At 37.8% G+C, this 24554-nt stretch carries 26 protein-coding genes; 11 read left to right on the top strand and 15 right to left on the bottom strand.

Going from position 1 to position 24554, the window contains the following annotated elements; translation table 11 throughout:
- The 10 genes from ACKPEB_RS03250 to ACKPEB_RS03205 all read right to left on the bottom strand — a co-directional run.
- Window positions 1–1338: proline dehydrogenase family protein (locus ACKPEB_RS03250; RefSeq protein ID WP_408963354.1), on the bottom strand; the 1338-nt coding region annotated here is incomplete at its 3' end.
- 138 nt (window positions 1339–1476) lie between these two features.
- Complete coding sequence (locus tag ACKPEB_RS03245) at window positions 1477–1899, bottom strand: hypothetical protein (RefSeq protein WP_190516659.1); 423 nt, start codon at window positions 1897–1899, stop codon at window positions 1477–1479.
- Window positions 1853–2317: a hypothetical protein gene (locus ACKPEB_RS03240; protein WP_408963353.1), complete on the bottom strand. Its 465-nt coding sequence runs from the start codon at window positions 2315–2317 to the stop codon at window positions 1853–1855. Before ACKPEB_RS03240 ends, ACKPEB_RS03245 begins: the two co-directional genes overlap by 47 nt.
- Before the next feature lie 182 nt (window positions 2318–2499).
- Complete coding sequence (locus ACKPEB_RS03235; RefSeq protein ID WP_190516662.1) at window positions 2500–2739, bottom strand: type II toxin-antitoxin system HicA family toxin; 240 nt, start codon at window positions 2737–2739, stop codon at window positions 2500–2502.
- Window positions 2732–3001: a type II toxin-antitoxin system HicB family antitoxin gene (locus ACKPEB_RS03230; protein ID WP_199313995.1), complete on the bottom strand. Its 270-nt coding sequence runs from the start codon at window positions 2999–3001 to the stop codon at window positions 2732–2734. Before ACKPEB_RS03230 ends, ACKPEB_RS03235 begins: the two co-directional genes overlap by 8 nt.
- Before the next feature lie 66 nt (window positions 3002–3067).
- Entirely contained in the window at window positions 3068–4249 is a 1182-nt protein-coding gene (locus ACKPEB_RS03225) for a hypothetical protein (RefSeq protein WP_408963352.1), read from the bottom strand.
- 201 nt (window positions 4250–4450) lie between these two features.
- A complete protein-coding gene (locus tag ACKPEB_RS03220; protein WP_408963351.1) occupies window positions 4451–4861 on the bottom strand; it encodes a barstar family protein in 411 nt (136 codons plus the stop codon).
- Complete coding sequence (locus ACKPEB_RS03215; RefSeq protein WP_408963349.1) at window positions 4858–5262, bottom strand: ribonuclease domain-containing protein; 405 nt, start codon at window positions 5260–5262, stop codon at window positions 4858–4860. The genes ACKPEB_RS03220 and ACKPEB_RS03215 overlap by 4 nt, the downstream gene beginning before the upstream one ends.
- Window positions 5263–5493: 231 nt before the next feature.
- Complete coding sequence (locus ACKPEB_RS03210; protein WP_408963347.1) at window positions 5494–6612, bottom strand: tetratricopeptide repeat protein; 1119 nt, start codon at window positions 6610–6612, stop codon at window positions 5494–5496.
- A gap of 252 nt (window positions 6613–6864) precedes the next feature.
- Window positions 6865–8157, bottom strand: coding sequence for a GH25 family lysozyme (locus ACKPEB_RS03205; RefSeq protein WP_408963346.1), 1293 nt, complete (start codon window positions 8155–8157; stop codon window positions 6865–6867).
- 356 nt (window positions 8158–8513) lie between these two features.
- On the opposite strand from ACKPEB_RS03205, the gene ACKPEB_RS03200 reads away from it, so the two are divergent.
- Entirely contained in the window at window positions 8514–9179 is a 666-nt protein-coding gene (locus ACKPEB_RS03200; RefSeq protein ID WP_408963345.1) for a leucine-rich repeat domain-containing protein, read from the top strand.
- A 40-nt stretch (window positions 9180–9219) separates the two neighbouring features.
- Here ACKPEB_RS03200 and ACKPEB_RS03195 read toward each other — a convergent pair whose 3' ends face one another.
- Window positions 9220–9879, bottom strand: a complete 660-nt coding sequence (locus ACKPEB_RS03195) for a DUF1361 domain-containing protein (RefSeq protein WP_408963344.1) — start codon at window positions 9877–9879, stop codon at window positions 9220–9222.
- 296 nt (window positions 9880–10175) lie between these two features.
- Window positions 10176–10409, bottom strand: a complete 234-nt coding sequence (locus ACKPEB_RS03190; protein ID WP_408963343.1) for a hypothetical protein — start codon at window positions 10407–10409, stop codon at window positions 10176–10178.
- Between the two features lie 337 nt (window positions 10410–10746).
- Here ACKPEB_RS03190 and scpB point away from each other — a divergent pair, with 337 nt between their 5' ends.
- Window positions 10747–11262, top strand: a complete 516-nt coding sequence (gene scpB, locus ACKPEB_RS03185; protein WP_408963342.1) for an SMC-Scp complex subunit ScpB — start codon at window positions 10747–10749, stop codon at window positions 11260–11262.
- A gap of 43 nt (window positions 11263–11305) precedes the next feature.
- Window positions 11306–11635, top strand: a complete 330-nt coding sequence (locus ACKPEB_RS03180) for a DUF760 domain-containing protein (RefSeq protein ID WP_408963341.1) — start codon at window positions 11306–11308, stop codon at window positions 11633–11635.
- Here the strand turns inward: ACKPEB_RS03180 and ACKPEB_RS03175 are convergent.
- Window positions 11632–12852: an HhoA/HhoB/HtrA family serine endopeptidase gene (locus ACKPEB_RS03175; RefSeq protein ID WP_408963340.1), complete on the bottom strand. Its 1221-nt coding sequence runs from the start codon at window positions 12850–12852 to the stop codon at window positions 11632–11634. The two genes, ACKPEB_RS03180 and ACKPEB_RS03175, sit on opposite strands and share 4 nt — an antisense overlap.
- A 245-nt stretch (window positions 12853–13097) precedes the next feature.
- Here ACKPEB_RS03175 and ACKPEB_RS03170 point away from each other — a divergent pair, with 245 nt between their 5' ends.
- Complete coding sequence (locus ACKPEB_RS03170) at window positions 13098–13979, top strand: LysM peptidoglycan-binding domain-containing M23 family metallopeptidase (RefSeq protein WP_408963339.1); 882 nt, start codon at window positions 13098–13100, stop codon at window positions 13977–13979.
- A gap of 29 nt (window positions 13980–14008) precedes the next feature.
- On the opposite strand, the gene ACKPEB_RS03165 is transcribed toward ACKPEB_RS03170, so the two are convergent.
- Both ACKPEB_RS03165 and ACKPEB_RS03160 read right to left on the bottom strand, forming a co-directional pair.
- On the bottom strand, window positions 14009–14272 hold the full coding sequence (locus tag ACKPEB_RS03165; protein ID WP_408963338.1) for a hypothetical protein: 264 nt from the start codon (window positions 14270–14272) through the stop codon (window positions 14009–14011).
- 229 nt (window positions 14273–14501) lie between these two features.
- Entirely contained in the window at window positions 14502–15677 is a 1176-nt protein-coding gene (locus ACKPEB_RS03160) for an aminotransferase class V-fold PLP-dependent enzyme (RefSeq protein ID WP_408963355.1), read from the bottom strand.
- A gap of 74 nt (window positions 15678–15751) precedes the next feature.
- Between ACKPEB_RS03160 and ACKPEB_RS03155 the strand changes: the two genes are divergently transcribed.
- The 7 genes from ACKPEB_RS03155 to modB all read left to right on the top strand — a co-directional run.
- Window positions 15752–17281 carry a TM0106 family RecB-like putative nuclease gene (locus ACKPEB_RS03155; RefSeq protein ID WP_408963337.1) on the top strand — a complete coding sequence of 510 codons (1530 nt, stop codon included), beginning with the start codon at window positions 15752–15754 and terminating at the stop codon, window positions 17279–17281.
- A 107-nt stretch (window positions 17282–17388) separates the two neighbouring features.
- Window positions 17389–17646 (top strand): YidH family protein, encoded by a 258-nt coding sequence (locus ACKPEB_RS03150; protein ID WP_408963336.1) that lies wholly within the window; start codon window positions 17389–17391, stop codon window positions 17644–17646.
- Window positions 17647–17698: 52 nt separating this feature from the next.
- The gene (locus ACKPEB_RS03145; RefSeq protein WP_408963335.1) at window positions 17699–18853 is read left to right on the top strand and encodes an esterase-like activity of phytase family protein; all 1155 of its coding nucleotides are present in this window, start codon (window positions 17699–17701) and stop codon (window positions 18851–18853) included.
- Window positions 18854–18930: 77 nt separating this feature from the next.
- Window positions 18931–20847: a cation:proton antiporter gene (locus tag ACKPEB_RS03140; RefSeq protein WP_408963334.1), complete on the top strand. Its 1917-nt coding sequence runs from the start codon at window positions 18931–18933 to the stop codon at window positions 20845–20847.
- Window positions 20848–21229: 382 nt separating this feature from the next.
- Window positions 21230–22156 (top strand): DUF1517 domain-containing protein, encoded by a 927-nt coding sequence (locus tag ACKPEB_RS03135; protein WP_408963333.1) that lies wholly within the window; start codon window positions 21230–21232, stop codon window positions 22154–22156.
- A gap of 191 nt (window positions 22157–22347) precedes the next feature.
- Entirely contained in the window at window positions 22348–23136 is a 789-nt protein-coding gene (gene modA / locus ACKPEB_RS03130) for a molybdate ABC transporter substrate-binding protein (RefSeq protein WP_408963331.1), read from the top strand.
- Window positions 23137–23146: 10 nt separating this feature from the next.
- Window positions 23147–24554: molybdate ABC transporter permease subunit (gene modB, locus ACKPEB_RS03125; RefSeq protein WP_408963330.1), on the top strand; the 1408-nt coding region annotated here is incomplete at its 3' end.

Below are 24554 nucleotides of genomic sequence, written 5' to 3'. Positions count from 1 at the left end.
GCGATTTTCTGAACTTTGACGCACAAAAGAACTATTAGCCGTATTTTCTAATAACCGCCGAATTAAATAGGACATTCCGGGTAATAAATCCCCATAGGGGCAATACATTCTCACCCGATATCCTTTCTGCACTAAAGCTTTTGCAAGTTGGTCGCCCATGCCATATAAAACCTGCATTTCAAAGGCACGACGAGGCACATTTAGTGTTTCTGCAATGGCGATCGCTCTGGCTTGAGAACGAACGTTATGGCTACCAATAGCAGAATAAATATATTGATGATTTTCTAACATCAATTGGGTTAATCGTTCAAAATTAGCGTCCGTTGCAGCCTTATCGTTATAGACAGGTTGGGGCCAATCGTTCTGCATAGATTTAATGGTTTCTTGATCCCAATAAGCTCCTTTAACTAATCGGACACTAACGGGATAACCTCGTAATTTCACCCATTCTATAATGCCTTCTAAATCTTTTTGAGACTCTCGTAAATAAGCTTGCACCGTCATGCCAATATCCGTGCGGCTGCGGAATTCTTCTTCCATCAACAGATTTTTTAAAATGCTGAAGGTTAAATCTTTATAGGCGTATTGTTCCATATCAAAATGTACCGCCGCCCCCAATTCTTTTGCCCGACGCAATAAAATTCGGATACGTTCTCCGACTTTTTCTTCACTTCCTTTTGCATCTAAGGGGTCAAATTGAGAATAAAATGCGGTTAATTTAACGGAAACTTGAACTTTAGGAATTGGTTTGCCATCGGCTTCATCAATTTGGGGAATAGTTGACCATTTTTTAGCCGCATCGCTGAGACTTTCCATCAATTCTAAATAATTATTTAGATAAGATTGTGCTTCAGTTTCAGTAATAACGGCTTCCCCTAATAAATCAACCGTAAACGCCATTTTATCTTTGCGTAACTGTTCTAAGGTTTTAATGACTTTGGGAATATTAGCACCTGCAATATATTTTTGGGCTAAGGTTTCCACCGCAGGCGCTACCGTTGTTGCTGCTAGTTGTCCGGGGAGGGAGTCAGGGTTCGCAAAATTGAGTAATTTTTTGAGAACATCAGGAAGTTCAACTGCTTCTGTTGTCAGATATTCTTGTAAATGGGCTGCAATTTCAGGTTTACTTCGCAATGCGGGTAAACAATCAATAAAATGGAACAATTGCACTCGTAAACCGGGGTTTGACATTGCCCAGTCCATGAGTTTATCATCAAAGCGCATTTGGTCTTGTAACTGTCCGAACAATGACCGTTTTTTCTCTTGGGTCGCCGCCAAAAGTTGTTTAGCAATCTCTTGTGTTTTGGCTTCGTAAGTGTCAGGATATTGTGCAACCACTGTTTAAAGTCTCCAATTTAAGATAGAGCATGACAAACGGGGGAAAATGTCAGGATATTCTGACAATTATTTCCCCGCGTTAGTGTTTTGGTTCATTTCTTCTATTGTACGTCTAAAAGGGTGACTGGATTTACAGTATTAAATTAGATTTATAATTTGATTAACAATTCTATCAACATCTTGAATTAATAATCTAGCCTGAGTGATGGTAATTTGCTCATGAGGTGCTTTATAACTATCATCAGATTGAAACTCAGGATAGAGAAACTTTTCTCGATAACCATAGTTATTGATTCGAGAAATAACTGTAGCAATCTTTTTAACATTCACGACATCTGAAAAATATCGCTTACAAAATCGTAAAAACATATTTAATTTGGTTTCATGGTTCATCGGGATAGAACTTTTAAAATGTACGATTACAGCACAAGCAATAGATTCTAAAGCATGATAAACAAGAAAGCCAATCACTTCTTGAATTTCGCTACTAGCAGCAACTAGCTGTTTAGCACTCTCAATATACCGTTGCGCTATTTCTTGATAAATTTTCTTCGCATTCATAGACAATAATTCCCTGTTTCAATTCCTGTATTAATTCTGGTTTAATATCAGCATAGTTAAAAATATGAAAAATAGGCATCAGCAAAAATTCAACATAAAAGTCTGCAAAAACTTCTGATAATTCCCAAGCAATTTGATTTTCAGGTTCAAAATTGCCTAAAATCCAAATATTGGCTGTTTCCTGTTCATGTTTTTGGATAATGACATGAGGACTAATTTCTGAGCGATAATAATTTTTATACAAATTTTCAACAATAATTAAATCAATACCCTGTAACTGTTTAATGATATTGATTTCACCATAAATACTGTTATTAATCCTTTGATAAAATCCCAGAAAATCATCAGGGTATGATTTCAGGGGAATTGTTAAACCCTTAATTGTATCTTTAATATTATCTATATCAAGAACAACCATATCAACGCTCCTGATTAAACTAATGTATCTACTCATTATAAACGATAATATCAACCCAATCATTATATACCCTGATACCCTTATGACGGTGCGATCGCATTGTAAGAAGTCCAAGACTTACACAACTGGCACAGCTATTTTTCGGGTAGTGAAATTGGATTGAAAGGGGTTAAAGTTGGGTTTTATTTTAATAGTTGATCGATTTCTTCATCAGTAAAGCCAAATTGCCGAAAAATCCTTAACACATAAGCAGGTGACATTTCTTTCGCACCGATATCAATGGGAACAATTCGTTTATTTTCTTGAATTAGACGAATATATAAGCAATGATCTCCTTTCCCTTCTCGATAAAATTTACATCCACCTTTTTCTAAAATTTTAATTAGTTCTCTTGGTTTTAATGAAGGGATGTTTTTAGGCATAGACCTTCCTTAATTCATAACTATTTGATTGATTATCCTCATCAATGGTTAAAAATTCATGGAGTTCTAAAATCGAAATAGGAGATTGATCAACTTTTTCCTCGGTTTCACAGACTAATAAAAAAGATTCAATCGCTTCTTGAAGTTTACTAATCGATTGTTCAGGATTTTCCCCTTGAGCAACAATCCCATTTTCTAAACATAATGCGACCCAATAGCCCGCACTTTTTTTAAGAACAACGCTATAAAAATCCATTGGCATTACCTCATCTCTACTTACATTATAGAATATTTCGTAGATATAAAAAGCAATCATCCCATTATTTTATCATTGTTCAATTATTAAAGTCAAACACCATTTCCCGGCTTCTTGATCCAGGTAAAAATTCCAATTTTGTGTAACTGCAAATCCTCCCTTTGTACTAGAATCTATCCTAACAACAGCTGATGCTTTGTTGCTATAATCATTAACATCTAAAATTTGATAGTTTCTAGGTGAATACAAGCGACTAACTAGATCCTTTGATGATTTACACCAATAGCCATACCCGTAATTACCTTTATTAACAACATCATTCAAGTAATCCTCTAAAAAGTCTCTTGCTGAATTAGAAGGTGGTAATTGATTCGGTTTTTGATTAGAATTAGAGGGTTTAGGAGGACTAGGTTTTTGATTAGAAGCAGGCGGTTTAGGGGGACTGGGCTGTGGAGCAGGTTCAGGAATTGATGAAGAACTTTGTATAGCAACTTCGGCAGCTTGCTTCATAGAATTAGCCTGCTGTTTTGCATAAGTTAAATTTTTTGAATACTCGGAAATCTTTTGATTTGCTAAATCTTTTTGGGGATGGTTTTGAGAAACATTTTTCAGGAAATTGATTGCTTCTTGCCAAGAACGAGCAACTTGATTCCAATCAGCTTCTAAAATAGCATAAGGCTGAAGTTGAACAGCTTCTTCAGCTTTAGCCATTCCTTGACTAAAAGGATCATTCTTGATAACTTGCTGTTGAGAATAATCTAAATTAGTTTGATATTCTGTTGATTTTTGCCTAGCTAAACTGCTTTTAGGATGAGATTCTGAGATTGTGTTTAATAATGCGATCGCTTCTTTCCATAAATTTAATACCTGATTCCACTGATCGTAAGATTTTGCAGTTTGTGTGAGGTTGGCTGCTTTCTTCGCTTTTTCTGTAGCTTGGTTAAAAGGATCTAACCGAGAAACTTGTTGACTAGCATAATCAAGATTTTTCTGATATTCCATAATTTTTTTTTGAGCAATTTCATAATTAGAACTAGAAGAAGGTACAGTTTTTAGCAAGTCAATAACTTCCATCCATTGACGAGCAATTTCATTCCAATCTTCCAGAGATTTAGCAGATTGAACACTAACAGCAACTTTCATTGCTTTGCTAACTGCTTCCCTAAACGAGTCAGGTTGAGGAGGGGGAGAAGGAGTTTGAGTTGATGTAGCTATAGGTGCGGGTGTAGAAGAAGTAGCTTGTGGTTTTTCCACAAATGAACAACCGCAAATCATAGATACTAGAATTATTGGTAAAATGCCTGTTGAACTAAGATACTTTTGAAAGTAACTCAGAAAAGTAGATAAGTGATAAGTCATGGTTTTACGCATTCCAATTTGGTTAATTCTGGTTAATTTTTAATGAAAATCAATTGCACAACAATTTGTTTGTGTCAGTCCTATTTGGATTATACCTTAGTAATAACTGACTAATAATACAGAAAATCGCTTATTTCTTTTTTGCCAATAGGCGATCGCTTCTGAAAAAATATCAGTTAAGATTTGCCAATCATCAGGATAATTCTCAGCGAAATTTTGCCATTGATCATAAACAATCAAATAAGATGAAGCTTCAAACCAACTGAGATCAGTCAAACAATCTTCCCAAGCATCCCAATTATAGCCAAAATATTCAGGTAAATTCATTACCGTGCTGGCGGTTTTTAGAAAATTAGATTTATTGTTAATTGTACCCCCATCAAAATAAAATAACTCACAGCTATACTCTTGACAAAATTGAGATAATTCTTCTGGAGAAATATCTAAGGGAAACTGATAAATATTCGGTTGAGTTTCACCTTGTATCAGGTTTAATATTTGATTCATTGTCTTAAAACCCTAAAAAAACTTTGATAATGGTTGCTGGTGTAATAAATTTCCCCCTGAATACCGACAACAAAGCGCCTTGCTCCCCGACTTCTTTCCCCTGGAGTCGGTATAGTATATTCTCGATAATATCCATTGGGTTTATTGGGTAATAATCTTTCTCGATTAAAGAAAGTTGAGCCATCTTTTTCTGGGTAAGGAAAAGGGCCGCCTTGATCAATTAATTTTAAAGTATTCCGGGCTTCTGATGGTAGTTGACTTAAATTAACGGTTGGAATTTGAGCAATAATAGTTATTGGCGTTGCGGAAACCGGAGAAAAGTGAAAATGATGGGTAATGGTAACAGTAAAACCGACTAAGCAGGTCAGGAAAAAGATCAATCCTTTTCTCAAAAAAGACATGGTTTTTGACTCAATACGTCCTGAATATTATTGATAATATCATCATTTTAGCTATTCAAAGCAGGTTTTTTATACTTTTTTTATAAAAACAGTCGATATGTGTCTTGAAGTTTGCATGATATTAAATACTTTATTTCCCTATCGATTAGGCTACAGTTATGATACCTTGGGTTCGGGTTTTAACCGGACTTGGCGACTGTTAATTAACCCTAATTGTGGGTTTAGAGTCTGTTATCGTCTTCTCCGACTGCGACTCGGACTCGAACTTGTAGAAGAAGTATTTTTCTTCCGTCTTAGCTTGTAGTCATGATCATCGTCATCTTGTTCTACAATAATGACCGGGCGAGAAGCTTCTAATTCTTGAATAATTAGGGTTAATTGTTGCGTCTTAGCATCTCCACTATTTCCTAATAATTCCGAGGCTTTTTTAAAGTCAGCGATCGCTTTTTCGGTTTCATTTAATTCTCGATAAATATAGCCTCGATCTAAATAAGCATTGCTATTATTGGGATTCAATTTAATCACTTGAGTATAATCCCAGATGGCGAGACTATAATCTTTATTTCCTAAATATTGCTCTCCTCTTAATAAATAGGCTTCGGAACTTTCAGGATTAATTTTAAGGGCTTGATTAAAATTCGCGATCGCCGATTGATGACTATTTAATCGAGCATAAACAGCGCCTCGATTCAAATAAGATTCGATTAACCCTGGATTTAATTTTGTCGCTTGGTTTAAGCTTTGAATGGCTTGTTGATATTGAGCGAGTTCTATTTGTTTGAGTGCTTTATTATTCAGTTGCACCGCTTGATTGGCTTGTTCTGCTCTATCACGAATTATAGCATAATTTTGCTGATAACTGGTCAATTTTTTTTGAGCTTCAGAATAGGTATAGGTGGTTTTAGGAATATCCTTTAATAAATCAATTGCTTGTTGCCATTGTTGTTTTGCATCTAACCAAACTTGAGCCGGATGGGGAGGATTTTGAACGAGAACAGAAGCTGACATGGCTAATTTTTGAGCCGTTTCTAAATTCTCTAATGCCTGAGTTTCAGGTTTGAACTGGGCTTCAAGTTTTTCTAATTTTGAACGCAGGTTTTGCAGTGGGACGGGTTCAGGAACACTTGGTAATTTCAGTGTTTGATCTAAACTATGATTCAAAGCTTTCAATTGATTATGGGTTGCTTTTAAAGTATTGAGATCTGACACTTTTTTGGATTCCAGTTCAGAAATTTGAGTTTGAACGTGAGCAATGGTTTGCTGTTGTTGAGAGTTGATCCATTGCATTCCTAAAAATGTCGTTATACCCGAAATGGCTAATGCCCCTAATAAGACTTTACCGATACCCATATCTTCCCCTGGAATTGAAATAAGTTTAAACGCAAAACTCGACTGATTAAATTGTTAAAACATTCATCAGTCTCTCAAAAAAAGCAGGGTTAAAGATGTGGGTTTAGGGGGTTAACAAAACTGTTAACCGAGTTTATTATATCATATATTTCCTGGAATTAATCTGCTATTGTTACATAAATTTATCTCTCCTGATCTCTTCTTGATCAGACTCTCCCATCAAACCTGAAAGTTTAATGGGAGAATAACAGTTTATTTTTTCGGTGCAGGTTGTCGCCACTTTTTGCTAAATTCATCTAAAGTAGCGGGAGGAATTTGACTTTGTAACCAATCTAAGGCGGCGACTTGATTGGGTAAACCTTTGTAATATTTAGAAACATCTTGTAATTTAATACTTGGTGGTGGGAGGGTTTGTTGGTTCCATTGTTGAGCTAATTCACTTAACACTGTCGGTGGGATTTTTTCCTGTAACCAACGTAAGGCTTGATCTTGACTGGGTAAACCTCGATAATATTTACAAACATCAATTAACTTGACAACAACTGTTTGTGTTTTAGGTTGGTTTCGCCACAGTTTAGAAAACTCTAATAACGTCGGTTGAGGAATTTGTTGTTGTAACCATCCTAAGACTTGATCTTGACCTGGATTTCCTTTATAAACTTTACAAATATCAATTAATTCAATCGAAGGAAGTGGGGCTGGGGTGGGTGCGGGAGTGGGTTCTGGAGTCGGTGCAGGAGTGGGTTCTGTACTTCCTACAGGTAAGACAAAACCTTCTGAACGTCCCATTAATGCGGCCCAAGTTTTTAACCCAGCAATTCCATCGGCTGTTAACTTTTTAGCTTGTTGAAATTTCATTAAAGCTGTTTCGGTTCCATTCCCAAAACTACCATCAATAATGCCGGGATCATAACCTCGATTTTTCAGTAAGGTTTGAATTTTTTCAACCTTTGTTCCTTTATCTCCTCGGCGAACACTTTCAAATAAATTAACATCAACTCCCCCAGTAATTCCTTCTACTTTCCCTTGGTCGGTAAATTGCCAAAAAACCCAGGTTTTCCAACCTCCTGGGATCATCGGTTGTTCAGCCGTTGTATAGTGGGCAATCCATAAAGGATAATCTGAAAAACGGGTGGTATTTAGTTTTTGCCAAAACCCCGGATAGGTGTAAATAATAGGACGAAAACCCGTTTCTTTTTCCATCACATCAATCCATTGTGCCGCTCGATCACAAACTGCTGCTGCTTCTAATCCTCCCATGGTTTCAATATCTAAAACAGGGGGAAGATCATCATCTTGAAGTTTAACGGTTTTCAGGAAATGATAGGCTTGTTTAATCGGATCAGTAGCGGGTCTAAAGAAATGATAAGCACCCCGAATTAAACCATTCGCTTTTGTTTGTTCCCAATAGCGGGAAAAAACTTCACAAACAAAGCTTTCTCCTTCGGTTGATTTGATAATCGCAAAAGCAATACCAGAACGGGCAACGGCTTGCCAATCTACGTTAGGCTGGTAATCAGAAACGTCAATCCCGCGAATACTCATTGGTTTAGAAGTTTAAGAATTAAGAAAATTAGCGATCGCTCGATCAGTGATATTTTGATAACAATATTTTACAATACTATTTTTATTTTAAACGATCCTGATCAAAATTTTATTTTCTATCGAGGTCTTTTGTCATTCCCTTGGTGGCCTCCTGACCGCAGTTCTCCTGATGGGAACACAAGAGTATTGTCTACTCACGTATGCCCTAAAAATAACGAAAATCAATATTTTTGAAAAGATGTTCTTTTTTAGTGATATATTAAATGATTAGTAGGGCATCATTAAAAGATAGATGGATTGACTAACTTAAACTAAAACTTAAAATCGTTTACTATCATCCAAATGAGGATTTTTTTATGAATCAATTATTAACAATAAATAACCTTAAATCCCAAATTTTAGGAATTTTATCGGGGTTAATTGTGATCGGGTTATCTCCTACGAGTTTAGCTCAATTCCAACTAGACACCAGCAATTTTAAAACCTTTCAAGATTGGTGTTCAAATCGTCAACAGTTACCAACGGCAACTAAAAGAACTGTAGATGTTTTATTACAACAGGTGGGAACTTCTAATTGCGATCGCGCTGCTCAAATGCTGTCTGAACAAGAAACCTTAGATTTAAGTACCTTGCTGATTTCTGATTTAAGTCCATTAACGGGATTAAATCATATCACATCTTTGAGGATTAATAATAACCAGATTTCCGATCTAACTCCCTTACAAAGTTTAACCAATTTAACAGAATTGGATTTAAGCCATAATCAGATTGTTGATCTGCGTCCGCTACAAAAGTTAACTCAATTAACTCGACTCAATTTAAGTTATAATCAAATTGCTGATATTTCTCCCCTTCAGGATTTAAAAGCATTAATTGAAGTTTATCTCACCTCGAATCAAGTCGCTGATATTAGTAATTTAAAATCTTTAACTAAATTGCGCTTTTTGTTTGTACAAAATAATCCTCTCCAATCTACTCAATGTCCATTGAATCCTAAATATATTTGTCGTTTTGATCGCTAATTTCTCCGTAAATCCCACACCTTAAACCCGATGTCTGGATTTATTTCTTGATAATTTCTTCAGGGTCTAATTCTTCTAACCCCAAATAAATTCGCCGAAACTGAAGCATTAATCCAAAAGTAATTTGCTTCATTAACGTATAGGAAATGGTGATCACAATAAATGTAATAAAAATAACTAATAAAGGCTTTTTACTGGTTAAATCATCTAATGTTTTTGCCAAAACAACATCCGGTTGAGTCACTAAATCCCAACTATTAAACCGTCGAAATCGTCCTAAAAATACTCCCACTGCACATAAAATATGAGTCATGATTTCTGATGGAAAAATATAACGTTTTAACCCTAGCTTTTTAAGATAATGATTTTGATTAATAATCGAAACAACATAGGCTTCTAAACCGCTCAAAATGGCAAAGACATGAAGGGGAATAAAAATTAAAGTAATAATCCAAACCGAATATCCAGCGCGAGTAGCCCGAATTAAATGAATAATATCTGTGAGTAAATAAGGTGCATTGGGTAAAAAGGCAATAAAAATGATATAAATGATCCACCAAAACCAAGTTCGAGAAATATGTCTTCTCCGAAATAGCCAAAAACTTAAGGCTAAGGGAATAAAAGCAAGAAACAGATTCCAAATAATCCAACCACTGTGTCGATCAAAGACTTCGAGCGCATCTGCTAACATTTCTCTCATAGAGTTCTCAGTTGATGATAAGATTATTCTTTTTTAGTATAACAACTGAATTCAAAAAGCGTTCGAGGATTTTGGCTTCAGCAGCCGCACGTTCAATCAATTCTTGTTCTAGTTGTTTCGTGCGTTCTTGAACTTCAATTTCTAATTGAGCTTGGTTTTGTTGGGCTTATTTTAATAAATTGGATTGTTGAATGGCAAGGGCTAAATATACCGCTAATTGTTCTAAAAATTGAATTTCATCCCCCTGTTATAAAATCTAAATCTAATTAATATTCATTCAGAATTAGCAATCAGATTTATACCAGATTATCTCTTAAACGTACTCTTGGATCTTGACCTTCCTCTACTCCTTGAAATTCAGCATCGGCTCGATCCCATAAGTAAATAAAGGGTAAAGTCGCTAAAGTGCAGGATTTCCAATGGCTTTGAACGGGAGCATGAAACAGTTGACAAGTCCCCCCCCGTCGCCCTTCGGGTTTGTAATAACGGCAATTACGGCAATTGGAGGGAACTGAATTTTGCATTGTCATTGTGAAGCCTCCCAAATCTGATCTGTTTTCAATTGTGTCGGATTGATCGCTTTAACTTTGTCATCTAACTTACAGTTATTCTATATTTTTGTTAAGTTTAATGAATCTTATCTTGCTATTAAAATCTACCTTCAGATCATTGACAAAAATATCCTTTTCGAGGGGGAAGTGTACAGATATTTTGTTAAAAAGGATACAAAAATTATTTCATCGCTAAGAAACTTGTCCTGAGCTTGTCGAAGGGATTGTTGTCAATCTCAAGTTGACGGTTGACAGGCAACTGTGTAAAGTCAACAGTTAGGGACTGCAAACCGTGATCTGTGATCCGTGATTGAACATGAGTTTATTGGCGAAAATCGAAGCAATTTTGTATTTAAAAGGTCAACCGCTTTCCCTTGCTGGACTCGCAGAATTAGCAAGGTGCGATCGCAAAGAAGCGGAAGAAGCCTTAATTCAACTCATGTCCGACTATGCTCATCGAGATAGTGCCTTAGAAGTGGTAGAAACCGATTCGGGATATACGCTACAATTACGAGAAGCTTATATGGAGTTAATGCACACCTTAGTCGCCCCAGAGTTAGGAGTTGGTGCGTTAAGAACCTTAGCGGCGATTGCCCTCAATGGTGGCATTACTCAAACCGATTTAGTCGAATTAAGAGGATCAGGAGCCTATCAACAAGTTCAAGAACTGGTCGAACTGGGGTTTGTCCAGAAACGCAAACAACCCAACGCTCGTTCCTATTGGCTACAAGTCACCAAAAAATTCCATCAGTATTTCCAAGTCGATGAGCTTCCCAAACAATTAGCTTTGAATTTTACTGAGGATCTACCTCTCGATTCTCCAGTACAGTAGGGTAAACTATAAATAGCATAAGCCTGACATAGAGACACACATCATGGTTTTTAACCCTGACTTTCTCAAATCTGATGTTCAAGAGACTGCCGAAAACCAGTTATTAACCTATTTGCAAAGTCAACATCCTGATGTTCTAGCGACCGTTGCTCAGTCCGCTAGTTCAGACATTAAAGAAATTATTAGCAGAAACGTCCAAGGATTAGTCGGTGTTTTACCTTCTGATCACTTCGATGTGCAAATTACAACCAACCGGGAAAACTTGGCGGGTTTGTTAGCATCAGCAATGATGACAGGTTATTTTTTACGCCAGATGGAACAACGGATGCACTTAGAAGAAAACCTCTCTCGAACGGGTTCGATTGATTCCTAATTGTTAAATTCCCCGGCTAAGGCCGATTCGGGGAACACCCCGGTTTTAATGATCAAGGTTTGTTGTCGACCTTGGCGATTAATTTGGATCGGGAGTTCCGCTCCGACCGCCTTAGTTTCAATTTGTTCTTGAACTTGAGATGGCGTATTCACCGCAACGCCGTCCACTTTCACGAGAATATCTCCTTTGAGAATTCCCCCCACAGCGGCTGGCGAATCCTCCACCACCCTAACCACAATTACTCCCGTATCTTGAGTCAGGCTGACTTCCAGTTGTTGATCCATTTCAGCTTTAAGGGTGGGGTTGAGTTCCACCATTTGCACCCCCAAATAGGGATGATCCGCTTTTCCCTTAATAAACAGTTGACTGGCGATGCGAATGGCCGTTTCAATGGGAATGGCAAATCCTAACCCTTGGGCATTGGCTCGAATGGCCGTATTAATGCCAATCACATGACCTTGATCGTTTAATAACGGCCCTCCAGAATTTCCGGGGTTAATCGCAGCATCGGTTTGAATAAAGCGAACTCGTTTATCAGGAATACCAACTTGGGTACTGGAACGACCTGTGGCGCTAATAATTCCAATGGTCACGGTATTATCTAATCCCAGAGGGTTGCCAATGGCGATGGCCCACTGTCCCGGAACTAAATTCTCAGAAAATCCGATGGGAGCGGTTGGTAACTCTTTCGTGTCTATTTTCACCGCCGCAACGTCGGTGATGGGGTCAACGCCTTTGACTTTCCCTTCAAAGACCCGACCATCATGAAGGGTGACTTGCACCGTATCGGCTCCATCGACAACGTGAGCATTGGTAATAATCCGACCATCGGAATGCAGAATAAATCCTGACCCGGTTCCTCGGCGCACCCGTTCTTCGGGGGTGGGCATTTGATTGCCAAAAAACCGTTTAAATAGCGGGTTTTTAAAGGCGTCGGGGACATCTTGTTCCGATTTGCGAGTGGCATCAATCCGCACCACCGTTGGGCCAACAATTTCTACGGCTGCGGCAATAAAATTTGGACTACTGCGGTCAATGACCGGTTGTTCGGGAAAGGTTGGGGGGGGAACGGTCGGTAAGGGTTTAGCGGTGGTAATGGTCGCCGATAATTGGGTAGGGCTATTGGTTTGGACATAACGACTGCCTAACCATCCCGCCCCGCCACCGACGGAGAGTAAAGCCAGATATACCGTAAACTGTTTGAATGATAAATCCATTTATGGTGCGGTCTGGAAATACAATGCTGTTGAAGGTCTACTGAAACTGGTTCTGTGTTCTCTAATCTTAAGAGGAAGAGGATTAAACCATCACTCTTTAACTGTGATTAGCACATCTTGAACCTGGAGTTTGTGATCTCTGAGGGATAATGTTGATTAAGAGATACGCCCAAATCCTTTGCTAATCTAAGACTGGGACATCAACCCATCATCTGCTTATTTTACGTTAAATTTAATGAATGTCCATGAGGTTTAAACGTTTAGGAATCCTATTTTTTGGGGTAATTGGAAATCTAATGGGGATGTTGGTGGCTCCTTTACCGATGATGAAATCACAAGACACTCAACCGGAAGCGCAAGCGGTTTGTCCCACTCCGGTTTTATCTCGTTTAAAACGTCATCGTTTGGAGGCAGGGGAAACCCTGGAAAGTATCGCCCGCCAATATAATTTAATTCCTGCAACGTTACTGGGGATGAATCCGATTTTACAGCAACAGCCCGTGACCCCCGGAACAGAAATTGTGATTCCTCCTTACAATGGCATTCAAGTGAATATTCCTCCGGGTCGTTCTTGGCAAGAAGTCGTTAAAGCGTATAATGCCCGCCCTGACGTGGTTTTTGAAGTTAATGGTTGTCAAACCCAACCAACAGCCTTGTTTCTTCCGGGTGTGAATTGGTCGCCTAAAGGCCCTCCTATTCCGGCTTTATCCCTGCTATCGGGTTATCCGTTACCCCAACCAACGACGATGCAAATGGGTTATGGTTGGCAATTGAACCCGGTTTTGGGTCGGGTGGTGTTTCACAGTGGGTTAGATTTAACCGCAACCGTAGGAACTCCGGTGTTATCCGTTGGGGCGGGCAAAATCGCCTTTGCGGGAGAACGGGAAGGCTATGGAAAATTAGTGGTGGTTAATCATTCGTCGGGGAAACAAACCCGTTATGCTCATCTGGATCAAATTGAGGTTAAAGTCGGTCAATCGGTGAATTTAGGAGATATATTAGGAACGGTGGGAACCACAGGACAACCGGATAGTCATGAACCTCATCTGCATTTTGAAATCCGTTATAATTCCGATTTAGGATGGGTTGCAGAAGATCCAAATCCTTATTTTAAGGTGAAACAATAAAGGTTGATTGTTGTTAGAATGACGTTGATTTATTTGAATCCCTTGGGTAAAGTTCGGCTGACGGTAGCAGGACAGCAAATTCGATCTCCATCTCGATATCCAACAAAGCGAACAAAAACCATCTCTCCAGGTTGAATATCGGTGGTATCTGGTTTATGAACTTGGGGATTATATTCCACTTGTTCCCAAGGGATACCAATGCGTTTATACCCCCAATTTTCTAATAAACCATCAATAGAACTCACGAAAGAAACAATATTTCTATCGGGTAAACTAGGGTCTGATTGGATCATATTTTGAAAGCAGAATTTCTTTCTGGTTGATAATCGCTAGAACACTACTTTTCAAGGGAACAGAGAACAGCTTAACGGTAAGTTTGGTTTTACTGTAATCAATTAAAGGATAAGTAAAGGCAGTTAGCCTTGAATTTTATGAAATCTTTAAAAATCCATCCTAAAATCTGGGGTTTTTTAAAAAAGAGTTAACATTTCTTTACGATTCTTCATTGACTCAGCCTAGGGTTTATAGGGAAGCTATGAACTGCTTGATCCCTTCTATGAGTTGATCAATTTCTGAAGGAAGAGTCAAATAATGAACGCAGGCTCTAACGCAATTGGGATCAAGAAGAGTTCTCAGGAAAATACCTTTGCTTTCTAAATGGTTGACTAAAGATTGATGGGATTTTATCGTGTTCAGTTGAAAGGAGACTAAACCCGCTTCCGGGGGAGCCGTTCTTAAACATTGAATTTGTGGAATTTCTGATAATTTTTCCCACAAATATTGACTATTTTTACAAATTTGTTGATATCTTTTTATTGGGGTTCCCCATTGATGATGAAGATTGATGGCATGGCGTAATCCTGCATATAATGGATAGGCGGAAGTGGCAACTTCATAACGTTTGGCATCGGGTGTCCATGCAATGGGTTTTCCCTGTTCATTGGTGATAATACTTCGCCATCCGATAAAGGTTGGGGATAATTCTGATAAAGATTCAGCACGAATATATAATCCTCCTAACCCATCTGGCCCACAGAACCATTTATGACCTGTAAAGGCATAAAAATCAACCTTAGTTTCTGTTAATTTAAGGGGTAAAACTCCAACAGATTGAGCCGCATCGACTAAGACTTTTGTGTTATAATTTTGATGACACAGGTTAACAATTTCTGTTAAGGGTAAAACTTGACCGGTATTCCATAAAATATGACTAATCACTAATAAACGAGTATTCGGTTTTAAAAAGTTGAAAATCATCTCAACGGGATCACCTTGGTTTAAGGTTTCTCTCAGGGGAAAAAACGAAACGTTCAGGTCAAAACGTCTTTGAAGTTCTTGAACGGTTGCGATAATTCCTGGGTGTTCACAATCGGAAATTAACAGATGATCTCCAGGTTGCCAAGCCATTCCCCACAAGGCAATATTACAACCAACCGTTACATTTTCGGTAAAGCTGAGGGTTTCGGGAGAAATTCCTAACTCTGTGGCGAGAAGTTGGCGTGTTAACTGGGTTTCTTGATTTTGCCATTGATTGATTTTACGGGAAAAGGGGCCAGAACACTGTACTTCGTTATACCCTTGAAGAATAGCATCCATTGACACTTGGGGTAACGGCCCTTGTCCGCCATAATTAAAATAAGCTTTATTCGCTAAGGCGGGAAATTTTTGGCGATGGCTTTCTAGGGAAGGACTGATCATCATATTAAGGATTGGTTATTTTTCACCAAGGAACACTTTTAAGTTTAAGATTTATTATTAATACCTAAATTATCATGCTTATTACCGATAAACAACTGTTGCTTTATCAACGCTGTCAAAGACGTGCATTTTTAGATCGTTATGGAGATAGTTCTCGACAAGAGCCCCCCAGTGATTTTTTACTGAAACTGATGCAGGATAGTTCAGCTTATCAAAATAGTATTTTATCTGATTATCCTTATTCTAAACTAGAGCCTTTTTTTGGAGATTGGGAGTTAGGAGCCAGAAAAACCTTAGAGTTAATGCAGCAGGGAGTTGAACGGATTTATCAGGGGGTTTTGCTGAAATCAGAGAGAATTAATCTTTGGAATATTATAGCATCAGATTCTACGATTGAGATCAAATTGCTCAGTTCTCCTGAATTATTAATTAAACAACCTGGAGCTTCTAAATTTGGAAATTGGGTTTATGTCTCTCAGGATATTAAATTAGGGAAACGTCCTAAACTCGATTATCAAATCGTCGCTGCTTTTCACGCTTATTTATTAGAAGACATTCAAGAATCCCAACCGGAAACCGGATGGTTAATTTTACGAGATAAACCTCCTTATGCGGTGAATTTAGAACAACGTCTTCCTCAAATGCACCAGGTTTTAAGGGATTATTTAAAGATGGTTTTATCCCAAGATGAACCGGAAGTTTTTATTGCAAGGCAAAAATGTAATTTGTGTCAATGGTATAGTTATTGTTTGGATGTGGCGCGATCGCAAAATCATCTTTCTTTAATTCCGGGTGTCACTCCCAGTCGTTATCAAAAATTAAAAGAATTGAATGTAACAACGGTTGAAACCTTAGCGCAAGCCACCCCAGAACAATTGGAAGTTTACCCGGAATTCGCCGAAGGAGTGGCTTTACAAATTATTAAACAAGCAGAATCTAATTTAGAGAGTAAAGCGATTAAACGTCAAGAAGAGTTTATGAGTTTTGAAGAAAATTTTATTTCTGGGTATGGGTTAGATAATTTTACTGAAGTTTATCAAAATAAATTAAAAAAATTTCCTGTTGAACTTTATTTTGACATTGAAGCTCAACCCGAATTAAACTTAGATTATTTACATGGAATTTTGGTGATTGATCGGATGTCTAATCAACAGAAATTTTATCCTTTTTTGGCTGAAATTCAAAGCCAAGAGGAGTTAATCTGGAAACAATTTTTAGAGTTAGTTTGGACTTATCCCATTGCGCCGATTTTTCATTTTTGTGATTATGAACCGAAAACGATTAAACGATTAGCAACAATGTATAATACCCCGGATTATTGGTGGAAACCTGTGTTAAAACGATTGATTGATCTTCATGCTAAAATGACAGAAACCGTGACACTTCCAGTTGAAAGTTACGCGCTCAAACCTGTGGCGAAATGGTTGGGGTTTGAATGGCGTGATCCCAAAGCTAACGGGGCTCAATCGGTTTGTTGGTATGAACAATGGTTAAAAACAGGCGATCGCAAGTTATTAGATGCAATTGTTCAATATAATGAAGATGACTGTCGCGCTACATTTCATATTAAAGAATGGTTAACCGACTTTCTTAATCATTCATAAAAGCCTGTGTTTTTTTACTATATTTTTCGGTCAGGGTGAGGAGACATCGCCCCTACAAGAAATTGTAACAACAGTTGTAAAATTGATATAGACTTACGCTATAACTTATGACTCCAGAACCCAAATTTGCTCATCAACAAGAACACCAAGCGAATAAACGAACGTTTTTAGCTTGGTTAAGAACTTGTATTTCGTTAATTGCTTTGGGTTTTGGGATCGCTCGATTTAGTTTATTTTTACATCAATTTCAACTTTCATTAACTCAAAAAAATCCGGTAATTAACCCGATTTTTAATTCAGCTAATATTAGAATTTTTTTAGTGATTACTGGAATGATCATGATTATTATTTCGGTTTGTACTTAACTTAAAATAAATATTTAAAAATCGATCTGTTTGTTTGACGGGTATCAAATCAATGAAACTATTATTATCGACTTTACTTTTAATTCTAACATTAATTTTCTTTTTAATGTTCAGCACTTTTAATGTTGCAATTGCGACCGTTATTGATTTTATTGGACAAGCAAAACTCCCCACAGGATTAATCTACGAAAATACAGAAGTTGGCGGCTTATCAGGAATTAGTTATAATCCTGAACAACAAGTTTATTATGCCTTATCCGATGACCCTAGCGATAAAAATCAAGCTCGATTTTATACCCTCAAGATTGATTTAATTTCCGGTTCTCTTTCCGAAACTGGGGTAAGTGTCATTGGGGTGACTTCCTTATTAACAGAAACCGGAAAACCCTTTACAAAAGATACTCTTGATCCTGAAGGAATTGCATTTTCAGGAAATAGCATTTTTATTGCTTCAGAAGGTAATCTTTATCAGAATATTCCCCCTTTTATTCAAGAATTTTCTCTGAAAGGCGAATGGTTAAGAGCTTTACCGATTCCTGAAACGTTTTTTGATAGCAATGGGAATAATAACCGAGGAGTTCGTTATAATTTAGCTTTTGAAAGTTTAACATTAACACCGGATAAAACCTATTTATTTACAGCGAATGAAAGTGCTTTAATTCAAGATGGAGAAAATGCTAATTTAGACCAAGGAACGCCTTGTCGAATTTTACGATATAATTTATCAACAAATCAACCCGATGCTGAGTTTTTGTATGTCACTGATCCTTTAGCCAATTCTTCTTTTTTTGCCCAAAATTTAGATAGACAAGGGTTGGTTGATTTATTAGCCATTGATTCTCAACATCTGATCAGTTTAGAACGGTCTTTTTCCTTGGGTTTAGGATATACGATTAAATTATTTTTCGTTTCTTTAGAAAAAGCTGATCATATACAAGATTTGACGAGTTTAAAAACAACTCAGCGTCAAATGATCCCGGTTGAAAAAACATTATTATTCGATTTAAGCCGTTTAAAAATTGGGATTGATAATATAGAAGGATTAACTTGGGGTTCTCCCTTACCCGGAGGTGAGCGATCGCTAATTCTGATTAGCGATAATAATTTTAAAGATTTACAAACCACTCAAATTATAGGATTAAGACTGAATCATCTTCCCAAGTCACTGAATTGTCCTGACTGCTGCTGCTCTTCTGGCTCCCTCTAACCTAGATTTGGGCAGAATGTATAGTAGAACAGAACACCCCTTCCCATTTCAGTGGGTAGCCTGCGACAATAACGCCTATGGAAACATCATCTTTTCACATTACCCTGCTCATGGTGATTACCGTGATTGCAGGGATTACGGCTCAAGTCTTGGCAGACTACCTGAAAGTTCCTGCCATCGTCTTTCTATTATTATTCGGGATTCTCGTAGGTAATGATGGCTTAAGTTTAGTGCAGCCGAGCTTGTTGGGAAGTGGGTTAGAAGTGATTGTCTCCCTATCCGTCGCCTTAATTTTATTTGAAGGAGGATTAAGTTTAGACCTGCGGGCTTTAGGTCAAGTTTCTGGAAGTATTCGTAATTTAGTCACCTTTGGAACTTTAATCACCTTGATGGGGGCGGGAATGGCTGCCCATTGGTTAGGAGAATTTCCTTGGCCCATCGCTTTTCTCTACGCTTCCTTGGTGGTGGTGACTGGCCCAACGGTTATCGGGCCATTACTCAAACAAGTGTCTGTAGACCGTCAGGTTTCCGCCTTATTAGAAGGAGAAGGAGTTTTAATTGACCCGGTTGGGGCAATTTTAGCCGTTTTAGTGCTGAATGTGGTTTTAAATGGCAATACTGACCCGTTAGAAATTATGGGACAATTGCTATTACGTTTAAGTATTGGCGCCGGAATTGGAGTGATTGGCGGCGCGATCTTGGGATGGTTCTTGAAAACCGCCCAATTTATGTCAGAAGAATTAAAAAATTTAGTCGTATTAGCCGCCCTTTGGGGATTATTTGATGTAGCGGAATTATTAATGAGTGAATCGGGGTTAATGACAACGGTGGTAACGGGAATGATGGTGCGTTATGTGGGTATTCCCGATATGCGTCAGCTACTCCGATTTAAAGGTCAATTAACCATACTGGCGGTTTCGGTTTTATTTATCTTATTAGCGGCGGATTTATCCTTAGATAGTATTGTGGCTTTGGGATGGGGAAGTGTATTAACAGTTTTAGCTTTAATGTGGGTCGTGCGTCCGATTAATATTTGGATTTGTACGTTAAAGAGTAATCTCAATTGGCGACAAAAATTATTTGCCTCTTGGGTTTCACCGCGAGGAATTGTTTCCGCTTCCGTTGCCTCTTTATTTGCCATTTTACTCACTCAACGCGGGATTAATGGGGGAGATTCAATTAAAGCATTAGTGTTTTTAACGATTATTATGACCGTGGTGATTCAAGGATTAACGGCTCAATGGATGGCGAAAACTCTAGGCGTTACTTCGATTTCTGTAACCGGGGCGGTGATTGTTGGTTCAAATCCTTTGAGTCGATTGATTGGTAAATTATTTCAAGAACGGGATGAATTAGTCGTCATGATTGATACGGATACAGAAGCCTGTGAAAAAGCTCGACAACAAGGATTAACGGTTTATCAAAGTAGTGCCTTAGATCCCAATGTATTAGAAGAAGCTGGATTAGAATCAATCGGAACCTTCTTAGCCATGACGAGTAATGGGGAAGTAAATGTAGTGTTGGCAGAAAGAGCTAATACGGAATTTAAACCGCCTCGTGTTTTAGCACTATTCCCCGGTGAACCCCAAACCAAAACAACCGTAAATCGTGAAAAAATCCAACAAGCTTTTATCCCTGATTTACCGTTAAAACAGTGGAATTCCTATCTGGAAGACCGGGAAGTGAAATTAGGAGAAACCGTCCTACGTGAACCGGGTTTGGAATTTCAACGCGCTCACCTACAAGCGTTAATTCGTTCTGGAGAGTTAATTCCTTTATTACTCGAAAGAAATGGCAATCTACAAGTTATCCCCGCCTCGGAATCTTGGCAAGCGGGAGATCAGATTATCTATCTACTTCATGATCCCAAACCGCAATTACTCAAGCGTTTATCCGGTTCAGAAAAATCAGATTTAACCTTAGAAAAGCATCCGGTTGTTGAAGAAGTGCCTTTAGTTATAGAACCTCAAAAGTATAAAGTTAGTGCGGGATAGTGAATATCATTACATGATAGCAACTTTATATAAAATAAAAACTAAACCCGCTTATCCCGTTCTCAAAATAGAAATTTCTTCTATTTGCTTTAAATTTAGCATTAACGCGCAACTATAATGTTGATCATCCTCGTGGGTTGCAAAAAATAACAGAAACCCGTTAGGAACACCAGGAGAAAAGTCCCTCCTTGAGATCGTAAATTCCGTACCTCAATCATCATGAAGCAAAATTAAAAAAACGTTACATTATAGGTAAAAGCACTGAAAAACTCCCACAATCAAGGAAGTGAGGAAATCCGTAAACCGGAGTAAACAGAACGTCTGTGTTCTTCCTAAAGGGGATTTTCCAGTTTTCAGTCCACATAAAATGAGATGTGATTTTATGTTCAAAAAAGTTTTAAAACCTTTAGCTATTTTCAGTTTGGCTGCGGTATTATTTTTGAGTCAAGCCGATGGAGTTCTAGCGGCTCGAAGTGGGGGACGCATGGGGGGAGGTTCCTTTAGAGCTCCAAGTCGTAGCTATAACCCCAGCCCTGGCCGTGCTTCTGGGGGCTATTATGGAGGGGGAGGGTTTGGATTTCCCTTTATTATTCCCTTTTTTGGGTTTGGGGGTGGCGGGTTATTTTCCCTGCTGATTTTCCTCGCCATCGCCGGGTTCCTGTTCAGAAGTTTTCGCTCAGTCGCAGGACAAGATGAAGCAGGATACAGCAGCAACCCAACGGTGTCTGTCGCACGTTTACAAGTGGGGTTACTAGCCCAAGCCAAAACGTTACAATCAGATTTAGACCGCATGGCCCAAACCGCCGATACAGGTTCCGCCGCAGGTCGTGCTCAAGTGTTACAGGAAGCCACCTTAGCATTGTTACGCCATCCTGAATATTGGGCCTATGGTTCATCGGAGTCGGAACAAACAGGAATGAATTCCGCCGAAGCTAAATTTAATCAATGGTCTTTAGCTGAACGGAGTAAATTTACCGAAGAAACTTTGTCTAATGTTAACAATCAGTTAATCGGTGGAGTTGCTCCTAGTCTGACTGGAAATAATGCGAATTTAGTCAGCCAAACTGGAGATTTAACCCCAACGGTTAATGAATATATTGTGGTGACGTTAGTAGTAGGAACATTAGGACAAATTCAATTACCTAAAGTCAATAGTCCTGAAACTTTACGTCAAGCGTTAAGTCGCTTAGGTTCCATTGGAAGTGAACAATTATTAGCAGTAGAAATTCTTTGGACACCTCAAGCGAGTGACGATACACTTAGCACCGATGATATGTTAGCCTACTATCCTAATTTGACTTTAATTTAACCGATAGGGTGGGTCTAACCCACCTTATTTTTTGATTCTAAATTTTTAAACTGATGGAACCTACAACATTTATAATTGATAGTCGAATTTTAGATTGGTTGGCTGTTGGTGGATATTTAAGCTTTCTATTGTTGGTGATTTGGGGAGTTTTAAACAGTAAGAAGAAATCAGATTAAATCAGAGGTATAAGCATGGGAGGTTATGGAAGAAGAAGATTTATTTTTTATAGTTTATTCGGGTTATTATCCGCTTGTACCGTTGCACAAGTTAATCAACAACCATCTCCGACTATTAACCTGACGGTTTCGGCTGCTTCTAGTTTAAAAGATGTTGTCAATGCGATCGCTTTCGAGTATAATCAGGAAAATTCTGATATTAAAATTATTTATAATTTTGGGTCTTCGGGTTCCTTACAACAGCAAATTGAACAAGGAGCACCTATTGATATCTTTATTTCGGCTTCTCCTCAACAAATGGAAGCGTTAAAGGCTAAAAATCTGTTAATTCCTGAGAGCGAAAAACCCCTAGTTGGAAATCAGATGGTTTTAATCGTTCCTCAAGGAAAAACCGGAATTTCTCGCTTTGAACAATTAACGAATCCTGATATTAATAAAATTGTTATCGGAGAACCGGGTAGCGTTCCGGCTGGACAATATGCTCAAGAAATTTTGATCAATGTAGGCTTATATAATACTATCACTCCTAAGTTGGTTTTTGCGAATAATGTTCGTCAAGCTTTAACCTATGTGGAAATGGGAAATGTGGATGCTGGAATTGTCTATAAAACTGATGCTCAATTATCAAATCAGGTTAAAATGGTTGCGATAGCTTCCCCGAATTCCCATCGTCCGATTATTTATCCGGTTGCTATTTTAAAAAATAGTAAATATCCTGACCTGGCGAAATTGTTTGTGCAATTTTTATTTCAGCAAAAAGCACAACAAATCTTCAAGGATTATGGATTTCAAATACTGACTTGATTATTCATCAATGGAATTTGATCTTTCTCCGCTTTGGATATCCCTTAAAACTTCGTTTTGTGCTACCTTTTTTGCTTTTATTATTGGTGTATTATTAGCAAAATGGATGTTTAATTATCGAGGTCAATATAAAGGAATAATTGACGGTTTTTTAACCTTACCGATTGTTTTACCTCCAACAGTTTTAGGATTATTATTATTATTAATTTTAGGGAAAAATAGCTTTTTAGGTCAAATATTAGAACAATTTAATATTACTATTATTTTTAGTTGGTCAGCTACCGTTATCGCTTCCACTGTAGTTGCTTTTCCCTTCATGTATAAAACCGTATTCAGTGCATTTAAACAAGTTAATCCAAATTTAATAGACTGCGCAAGAACATTAGGAGCATCGGAAAATCGAATTTTTAGACAGATTTTAATCCCCTTATCTCTACCTGGTATTGTAGCAGGAACGGTTCTAAGCTTTGCGAGAGCTTTGGGGGAATTTGGTGCAACTTTAATGTTAGCTGGAAGTATTCCGGGTCAAACCCAAACCATGCCGATTGCTATTTATTTAGCCGCAGAATCAGGTAGAATAGATATCGCTTTAATTTGGGTTGTAATATTAGTTACTATTGCAGTTATCGTTATTTCAATTATTAATAGGGAACAGGGAATAGGGAACAGGGAACAGGAAACGAACGAACTCTGTTCAGATTCTCAAAATTCCAGATTTTTTGATAGAAATAAAATAAATAATTATGTTATTTTAAGTTCTGAATTTAAAAGCAATCATAATATTAATCAAAATTCCCAATTATCGGTTAATTTCAATAAAAATTTTTCTAATTTTAACCTAAATATTAAATTTCAGACCAACTCTCAACCCTTGGGGATATTAGGCGCGTCGGGTTCGGGTAAAAGTATGACTTTACGATGTATTGCGGGTTTAGAAACCCCCCATCACGGACAAATTATTTTAAATCATCGAATATTATTTGATTCAGACCAAAAAATTAATATTCCAGCTTGTCAACGGCGAGTGGGTTTTGTGTTTCAAAATTATGCTTTATTTCCCCATCTCAACGTCGCCGATAATATTGGGTTTGGTTTGCAATATTTATCCCAAGAAGAACGCCATCAAAAAATTAATGATTATTTAGAATTAATCCACTTAAAAGGATTAGAAAAACACTATCCTCATCAATTATCAGGCGGACAACAACAACGGGTTGCTTTAGCTCGCGCCTTAGCGATTAATCCCGAAATATTATTGCTTGATGAACCGCTTTCTGCCTTGGATAACTATTTACGCAGTCAAATGGAACAACTGTTAATTGAAGTGTTATCCAACTATCATGGAATTACCTTATTTGTTACCCATAAACTTGAAGAAATTTATCGAGTTTGTGATCATATTTTAGTGATGTCTCAGG

It is taken from the genome of Planktothrix sp., assembly GCF_046067725.1.
Lineage (GTDB): Bacteria > Cyanobacteriota > Cyanobacteriia > Cyanobacteriales > Microcoleaceae > Planktothrix.
This window is presented reverse-complemented; position numbering and strand designations above follow the sequence as displayed.